This window comes from Streptomyces sichuanensis (assembly GCF_020328095.1).
GTDB lineage: Bacteria > Actinomycetota > Actinomycetes > Streptomycetales > Streptomycetaceae > Streptomyces > Streptomyces cinnamoneus.
Genome location: NZ_JAIXMK010000206.1, coordinates 1 through 7,484 on the forward strand (window position 1 = coordinate 1; position 7,484 = coordinate 7,484).

The following is a 7,484-nucleotide window of genomic DNA, read 5'->3' on the forward strand; positions in this document are numbered from 1 at the left end:
CCTCGCCCGCCGCGAGGCGCCCCGCACCGCCCTCGCCGCCCTCGGCGGCCTGGCGCTGGCCGCCGCCTTCCCCCCGTACGGCCTGTGGCCGCTGTCGGCCGCCGCCGTGGCCGCGCTCGCGCTGCTGACCCGCGGCCGCACCGCCCGGCAGGGCGCCTGGACCGGCTTCGCCTTCGGGCTGCCGTTCTTCTTCGTCCTGCTGCGCTGGCTGCACGTCGTCGGCTACGACGCGGTCCTGGGCCTGTCGGTCGTCGAGGCGCTCTTCCTGGCCGTCCTCGGCGCCGGGCTCGCGCTGTCCTCGCGGCTGCCCCTGTGGCCGCTGTGGGGGGCGTGCCTGTGGGTGGCCCAGGAGTGGGCCCGTGACCGGGTGCCCTTCGGCGGCTTCCCCTGGGGACGGCTCGCCTTCGCCAACACCGGCTCCCCCTTCACCCCGCTCGCCGCCCTCGGCGGCGCCCCGCTGGTGACCTTCGCGGTCGCCCTCGCGGGCTCCCTGCTGGCCTGGGCCGCGCCGGCCGCCCACCGGCTGCGCACCGGCCCGCGGAGCCTGCGGGCGGCCCTGCCCGGTGCGGGGGCGCTGGCCCTGGCCTGCGCCGTCGTCGTGGCCGGGTACGCCGTGCCCGTGCCCACGGAGGCGGACGACACGGTGGACATCGCGATCGTCCAGGGCAACGTGGAGAAGCCCGGCATGGACTTCCTCGGCCGCCCGCTGATGGTCCTCAACAACCACGTCGACGCCACGCTGGAGCTCGCCCGCGACATCCGGGCCGGCAAGGCGAAGAAGCCGGACCTGGTGATCTGGCCGGAGAACTCCTCCGACCTCGACCCCTTCCAGTACCCCGAGGCGTACGACCGGATCGAGGAGGCCGTCCGGGCCGTGGGCGTGCCGGTCCTCGTCGGCGCCCTCATAGACCACCCGGGCAAGCGGGGCTACATCGACAACAAGGGCATCGTCTGGGACCCGCGGACCGGCCCCGGCGCCTCCTACGCCAAGCAGCACCCCGTGCCGTTCGGCGAGTACGTGCCCTTCCGCGCCCAGCTGAGCAAGGTCATCTCCCGGCTGCAGCGCGTCCCCCGCGACTTCTACCCCGGGGACCGCACCGGACTGCTCCAGGTCGGCCCCGCCCGGCTCGGCGACGTGATCTGCTTCGAGGTCGCCTACGACGAGATCGTGCACGAGACCGTGCGGGCCGGTGCCCGGGCCCTGGTCGTCCAGACCAACAACGCCACCTACGGCCGCACCGGCCAGCCCGAGCAGCAGCTGGCGATGTCCCGGCTGCGGGCGGTCGAGCACGGCCGGGCCGTGGTCACCGCCGCGACGAGCGGCATCAGCGCCGTCGTCGCCCCCGACGGGAAGGTGCTGCAGCGCAGCGAGGAGTTCACCCGCGACGTGATCACCGCGCGCATCCCGCTGCGCGACGGCACCACCGTCGCCGACCGCGTCGGTGCGGCACCCGAATGGGCGCTCGCTATGGTGGGCCTTCTGTCCTGCGCGGCCGCAGTCCTGATCGGCCGTCGGGTACGGCCGGACGACATAGTGGACAAGAAGGGTCAGAAGTGAACGACGGTGGTCAGCGGAGATACGGTCCGCTCGGCACGACCTTGGTGATCATTCCGACCTACAACGAGGCGGAGAACATCAAGCCCATCGTCGCCCGGGTGCGGGAGGCCGTACCGGAGGCGCACGTCCTCGTCGCCGACGACAACAGCCCGGACGGCACCGGAAAGCTCGCCGACGAGCTGGCGGCCGAGGACGACCACGTCAAGGTCCTGCACCGCAAGGGCAAGGAGGGCCTGGGCGCCGCCTACCTGGCCGGCTTCCGCTGGGGCCTGGACAACGGCTACGGCGTGCTGGTGGAGATGGACGCCGACGGCTCCCACCAGCCTGAGGAGCTGCCCCGGCTGCTCACCGCGCTCAAGAACGCCGACCTGGTGCTCGGCTCGCGCTGGGTGCCCGGCGGCCGGGTGGTCAACTGGCCCCGGTCCCGCGAGTTCCTCTCCCGCGGCGGCTCCACCTACTCCCGCCTCATGCTCGACGTCCCCATCCGGGACGTGACCGGCGGCTACCGCGCCTTCCGTCGCGAGACGCTGGAGGGGCTGGGCATGGAGGAGGTGGCCTCCCAGGGCTACTGCTTCCAGGTCGACCTGGCCTGGCGCGCCGTCAAGGCCGGGTTCCACGTGGTGGAGGTCCCCATCACCTTCGTCGAGCGCGAGCTGGGCGACAGCAAGATGAGCCGCGACATCGTCGCGGAGGCCCTGTGGCGCGTCACGTCCTGGGGGATCGGCTCCCGGGCCGCCAAGGTCATCGGCCGCGACCGATAAGGGCCGGGTAAACCCGCTCCGGCCCTTCCGGCGCCGTCCGGGCACACTTGAGGCATGACGTTCGGAGCGCAGCAGCAGACCCCCAGGAACCGGCCGCCGGCGCGCGGCCGGACCCGCCGGTTCCTTCCCCTCGCCGTGGCCGCCTGGGTCGTGCTGGAGGTCTGGCTCCTGACGCTGGTCGCCGGGGCGGCGGGCGGGCTGACCGTCCTCGCCCTGCTGGTGGCCGGCGTCGTCGCCGGCTCGTACGTGATCAAGCGGGCGGGCCGGCGGGCCTGGCAGCGCCTGACCCGGTCCCTGCAGACCACCCCGGGTGCGGCCCCCGCCCCGGCGCCCGGCGAGAGCGGCGGGAACGCCCTGACGATGCTGGGCGGGCTGCTGCTGATGGTGCCGGGCCTGCTCTCCGACGTGGCCGGCCTGCTCTGCCTCTTCCCGCCGACCCGGGCCCTGCTGCGCAAGACCGTGGGGCGCCGGCTGAACGGCTACGCGCCCGGCCCGCTCGGTGACGCCTTCCAGCAGGCGCGCATGCACCAGGCGGACGGCAAGGTCGTCCAGGGCGAGGTGGTCCGCGAGGACGAGCCGCCCGCCCGGCGCCCGGACGGGCCGCAGCTGCCGCGGTAGCGAGGGCGCACGCCGCGCCGGCAGGGGCGCAAGGCGGCAAGCGCACGAAAGGGCCCGGGCCACTGCTCAGGAAGCAGTGGCCCGGGCCCTTTGTCGTGCTTGTCGTGCGTCCGCCGTCAGGCGGACTTGCGGGTGTCCCGCGGATGCACGGCGATGTTCATGGCGCCGGAGCGCAGGACGGCCAGCCGCTCGGCCAGCACCTCCTCCAGCTCCTCGCGGGTGCGCCGCTCCATGAGCATGTCCCAGTGCGTACGCGCAGGCTTGCCCTTCTTCTCCTCAGGACCGTCGCCGTCCACCAGGAGTGCCACGGCGCCGCACGCCTTGCACTCCCACTCCGGCGGAATCTCCGCCTCTACCGAGAACGGCATCTCGAATCGATGGCCGTTCGGGCATGCGTACTCCACCGCCTGGCGCGGTGCCAGATCGATGCCGCGGTCGGTCTCGTAGCTGGTAACCACAAGTCGCGTGCCGCGGAGAGCTCGCTCACTCATGAATCGTGCCTCCCGGGCTTGTCGCCCACAGGACAGGTGTCGCTGTCGTCGTCATCCGGTCAACGTCCGGTCGGCGGTGAAGATTCCCCGTTGAGGGACATGCGTCGCCCGTCGTGCCGCCCCTTGTTGTACCCACCAGCGCCCGTTTTGTCACATCTGGCAACAGATGTCACCCTGTGTTTCTGCTGCTTGAACGCGCAGTAACGGTCCGTCCGGTGGTTCAGAGGCGTACACTACCGGCCCGCGTGTTTGAGACCTAAACCGGGTCCGGGCATTCGTGGACGGGTTCGGCCGGAAGCGCCCGTTCCGGCACGTTCGTGCGCTCCTTCGCGGGCTCCTCGGCGGCCTCCTTCCGGGCCGCTTCCGGCAGCTCGAAGAACCGCAGGAAGAACTGCGCCAGCGGTCCGATGCCCACCGCGAACAGCACCGTGCCCACGCCGACCGTGCCGCCCAGCACGAAGCCCGTCGCCAGGACGAGGACCTCGATGCAGGTCCGCACGAGCCGCACCGAGCGCCCCGTCCGGCGGTGCAGGCCGGTCATCAGCCCGTCGCGCGGTCCCGGGCCGAAACGCGGCGCTATGTAGAGCCCGGTGGCCAGTCCGCACAGGACGACCGCGAAGAGCAGCAGCGGGATCCGCACCCACAGCGCTCCGGGCGGCGCCGGCACCACCCGCAGCGTCGCGTCCACCATCAGGCCGATCACCAGGACGTTGGAGACCGTGCCGAGCCCGGGGCGCTGCCGCAGCGGGATCCACAGCAGGAGCACCAGCGCACCGATGGCGATCGTGACCGTACCCATCGACAGGCCCGTGTGCCGGGACACGCCCTGGTTCAGCACGTCCCACGGCGCCAGCCCGAGCCCCGCCCGCAACTGCAGGGCAATGCTGACGCCGTACAGCACGAGCCCGCCGTACAGCTGGACGAGACGGCGGGCGAGTCCGGATCCCCGAGGCGCAGACAAGGATTCCTCCCCAATGGTGGTGCGAGTGGCCTGTGGCGTGACAGTCTGTGGACTGGATACTCCCTAGATCCATAGCCAATCCCGGGAAGGTGGACCGCACACTATGAGTCAGTGGACCTCTTCGGTGGGGGCGCCGCAGCTGGCACGCCTCCTCGGATCCCAGCACGAGCGCTCCTCGGTGACGCCGCTCGGCGCCCGCCGCACCCCGGCCTACCGCTCCCTCGCGGACGGCGTCCGCCTGCTCGTCCTGGAGGGCCGCGTCCCCGTGGCCGCCCGGCTGCCCGCCGAGCGCGAGCTGGCCGCCGCCCTCTCCGTCAGCCGCACCACCGTCGCCGCCGCCTACGAGGCGCTGCGCGGCGAGGGCTTCCTGGAGTCCCGGCGCGGCGCCGGCAGCTGGACGGCCATGCCGGCCGGCAGCCCCCTGCCCACCCGGGCCCTCGACCCGCTGCCGCCGGAGGCGGCCGGCTCCGTCATCGACCTCGGCTGCGCCGCCCTGACCGCCCCCGAGCCCTGGCTCACCCGGGCCTTCCAGGGCGCCCTCGAAGAGCTGCCGCCCTACGCCCACACCCACGGCGACTACCCCGCCGGCCTGCCCGCCCTGCGCGAGGCCCTCGCCGACCGCTACACCGCCCGCGGCATCCCCACGATGCCCGAGCAGATCATGGTCACCACCGGTGCCATGGGCGCCGTCGCCGCGATCTGCCGGCTCATCGCCGGGCGTGGCGAGCGGGTCGCCGTCGAGTCGCCCTCGTACGCCAACGTGCTGCAGCTCATGCGCGAGGCCGGTGCCCGCCTCGTGCCCGTCGCGATGGCCGACCGGCTCGCCGGCTGGGACCTGCCGGCCTGGCGCCAGGTGCTGCGCGACGCCGCCCCCCGCATGGCCTACGTCATCGCCGACTTCCACAACCCCACCGGCGCCCTCGCCCCCGAGGAGCAGCGCCGGGAGCTGGTCGAGGCGGCACGGGCGGCCGGCACCCTGCTCGTCGCCGACGAGACCATGTCCGAGCTCGTGCTGGAGCCCGGCCTCGAACTACCGCGGCCGGTCAGCGCCTTCGACCCCGCCGGCAACGCCGTCATCACGGTCGGCTCGGCCAGCAAGTCCTTCTGGGCCGGGCTGCGCATCGGCTGGGTCCGCGCCGCCCCCGACGTCATCCGCAACCTCGTCGCCGCCCGCGCCTACGCCGACCTCGGCACGCCCGTGGTCGACCAGCTCGCCGTCGCCTGGCTGCTGAACACCGGCGGCTGGGACGCGGCCCTCGACATCCGGCGCACCCAGACCCGGGAGAACCGCGACGCCGTCGTGGACGCCGTCCGCCGCCACCTGCCCGAGTGGGAGTTCACCGTTCCGCGCGGCGGCCTCACGCTGTGGGCGCGCACCGGCGGGCTGTCCGGCTCGCGGATCGCCGAGGCCGGCGAGCGGCTGGGCGTGCGGGTGCCGTCCGGGCCGCGGTTCGGTGTCGACGGGGCCTTCGAGGGGTACGTGCGGCTGCCCTTCACCGTGGGCGGCGCGGTCGCCGAGGAGGCGGCCACCCGGCTGGCCGAGGCGGCCCGCCAGGTGGCGAGCGGCGCCATCGCCGCCGCGGAGATGCCGCGCACCTACGTGGCCTGAACCGGCAGCATCCCCTCACGGCCCACGGGCGCCGGGCCGAGGTACGGAAGGACCCGCTCGGGCAGCAGGTCCAGCACCGCCTTGCGCATGGCCTCGCCCGTCTCGGTGTCGTACGGGTCGGGGGTGGCCGGCACCTGCAGCCGCAGCACGGGGCCCGGGCCCAGCCGCACGTAGCCGCGGCCGGGCGGCACCTCCTCGGCGGGCGTGGTGTGCGGGGGCGCGCCGAGCGCGCGCGCCACGTCCTCGTGGGCGAGGGCCCCCAGCACCGCCCGCGCCCCGGTCAGGGCGAGCAGCGGACCGGCCAGCAGCCCGGCGGCGTCGAGCTGCTCGCCCACCGCGACGGTGACGCCCGCCACGCGCCCGTGCTGCAGCGGCACCTCCAGCAGCGCCTGCGGATCCGGACGGCCCTGGTCGGCGGCGAGCCGGCTCAGGGCGGCGGGGCGGTCCACGACGATCCACAGCGGCCGGCGGACGTCGTCGGGCAGCGCGCGCCCCAGCCGCCGGGCGCCGTGGGCGGCCGTCAGCCGTCGTTGCGTCTCGTGCGAGGCCCACTCCAGGGCGGCCAGGACGCCCGGCAGGGCGGACTCGACGGCGAGCACGCCCTGCCGGCCCGCCAGGCAGGCGTGCTCGCCGGTGCCGCCGCCGTCCACCACCACGACGTCGCCGTACTGGAGCGCCTGCACGGCCACCGAGCGCAGCAGCGTCGTGGTGCCGCTGCCCGGCCGGCCCAGGGCCAGCAGGTGCGGCTCGGTGGAGCGCCGCCCCGTGCGCCACAGGACGGGGGAGGCGTCCCGCGTTCCGCCGCCGTCGGTCACGGGCAGGGTCCGTTGCACGGTGGTGGCGTCCGTGAAGCCCAGGACCGTCTCGCCGGGCGCGGTCACGAAGCGCTGGGCCCAGACGTCGGTGGGCAGCGGGGGCAGGGCGCTCAGGGTCAGCCGGTTGGTGGCCTCGTCCCAGTCGAAGCGGTACTCCCGGCCCCGCCCCGCCTTGAGGTACAGCAGCTGCTCGATCCTCGCCCGGGCGGCGGGCTCCCCGTCGGTGAAGTAGCCGGGGTAGCGCAGCCGCAGGGCCGTCAGCCGCCCCTGCCCGTCGAAGGCGTGGTCCTCGAAGGCCCGCTGCCGGTCGCCGCCGTGCTCGTAGAGCGGCGCGGGGTCCTGCGGGTCGGAGAAGTAGGGCACCAGCGCCTCGTAGACCGCCTGCAGCCGGGCGTCCTCGGTCCCGCCGCGGTCGTCCTCCCCCTCGGGCGGGACGCGTTCGCGCCCGGCCCAGGCGCCCGCCGCCATCAGGGCCGCCGTGGCGAACGTCGGCCCGTGCGGGAGCAGCGCCACGATGACCGTGCAGGAGGCCACCAGGAGCAGTGTGGGGCCGCGCCGGTCGCCGGGCAGCTGCTGCCACCGCCGCCGCCCGCCGGCCGCCAGGACGCGCAGCCCGCGCGCCACGACCAGCAGGGGGTGCAGTATGTCCCGGGCGTGGTCGGCGAGGCCAC

General features: G+C 74.7%; 7 protein-coding genes. 4 read left to right on the top strand and 3 right to left on the bottom strand.

Annotated features, from left to right (window positions below; translation table 11 throughout):
* From lnt to fxsA, 3 genes are all read left to right on the top strand, one after another.
* Positions 1-1,558, top strand: a 1,558-nt coding sequence (gene lnt, locus LE181_RS30980; protein WP_225664863.1) for an apolipoprotein N-acyltransferase, incomplete at its 5' end; no start/stop codon positions are given.
* Positions 1,555-2,319, top strand: a complete 765-nt coding sequence (locus LE181_RS30985; protein WP_225664864.1) for a polyprenol monophosphomannose synthase — start codon at positions 1,555-1,557, stop codon at positions 2,317-2,319. The genes lnt and LE181_RS30985, both read left to right, overlap by 4 nt.
* A gap of 54 nt (positions 2,320-2,373) precedes the next feature.
* Positions 2,374-2,937 carry an FxsA family membrane protein gene (gene fxsA, locus LE181_RS30990; RefSeq protein WP_225664865.1) on the top strand — a complete coding sequence of 188 codons (564 nt, stop codon included), beginning with the start codon at positions 2,374-2,376 and terminating at the stop codon, positions 2,935-2,937.
* 116 nt (positions 2,938-3,053) lie between these two features.
* On the opposite strand, the gene LE181_RS30995 is transcribed toward fxsA, so the two are convergent.
* Positions 3,054-3,428: an RNA polymerase-binding protein RbpA gene (locus LE181_RS30995; protein WP_004948858.1), complete on the bottom strand. Its 375-nt coding sequence runs from the start codon at positions 3,426-3,428 to the stop codon at positions 3,054-3,056.
* A 256-nt stretch (positions 3,429-3,684) separates the two neighbouring features.
* Complete coding sequence (gene yczE, locus LE181_RS31000) at positions 3,685-4,389, bottom strand: membrane protein YczE (RefSeq protein ID WP_225664866.1); 705 nt, start codon at positions 4,387-4,389, stop codon at positions 3,685-3,687.
* Between the two features lie 103 nt (positions 4,390-4,492).
* Here yczE and LE181_RS31005 point away from each other — a divergent pair, with 103 nt between their 5' ends.
* Positions 4,493-5,998 carry an SCO1417 family PLP biosynthesis transcription factor gene (locus tag LE181_RS31005; protein ID WP_225664867.1) on the top strand — a complete coding sequence of 502 codons (1,506 nt, stop codon included), beginning with the start codon at positions 4,493-4,495 and terminating at the stop codon, positions 5,996-5,998.
* Here LE181_RS31005 and LE181_RS31010 read toward each other — a convergent pair.
* Positions 5,986-7,484 (bottom strand): hypothetical protein (locus tag LE181_RS31010; protein ID WP_225664868.1); only part of this gene is annotated, 1,499 nt, incomplete at its 5' end. The two genes, LE181_RS31005 and LE181_RS31010, sit on opposite strands and share 13 nt — an antisense overlap.

What these genes read in the sequence shown, in the direction of transcription:
- fxsA (WP_225664865.1), top strand. Translation starts at nt 2,374, where the DNA reads ATGACGTTCGGAGCGCAGCAGCAGACCCCCAGGAACCGGCCGCCGGCG.
- LE181_RS30995 (WP_004948858.1), bottom strand. Translation starts at nt 3,428, where the DNA reads ATGAGTGAGCGAGCTCTCCGCGGCACGCGACTTGTGGTTACCAGCTAC.
- LE181_RS31005 (WP_225664867.1), top strand. Translation starts at nt 4,493, where the DNA reads ATGAGTCAGTGGACCTCTTCGGTGGGGGCGCCGCAGCTGGCACGCCTC.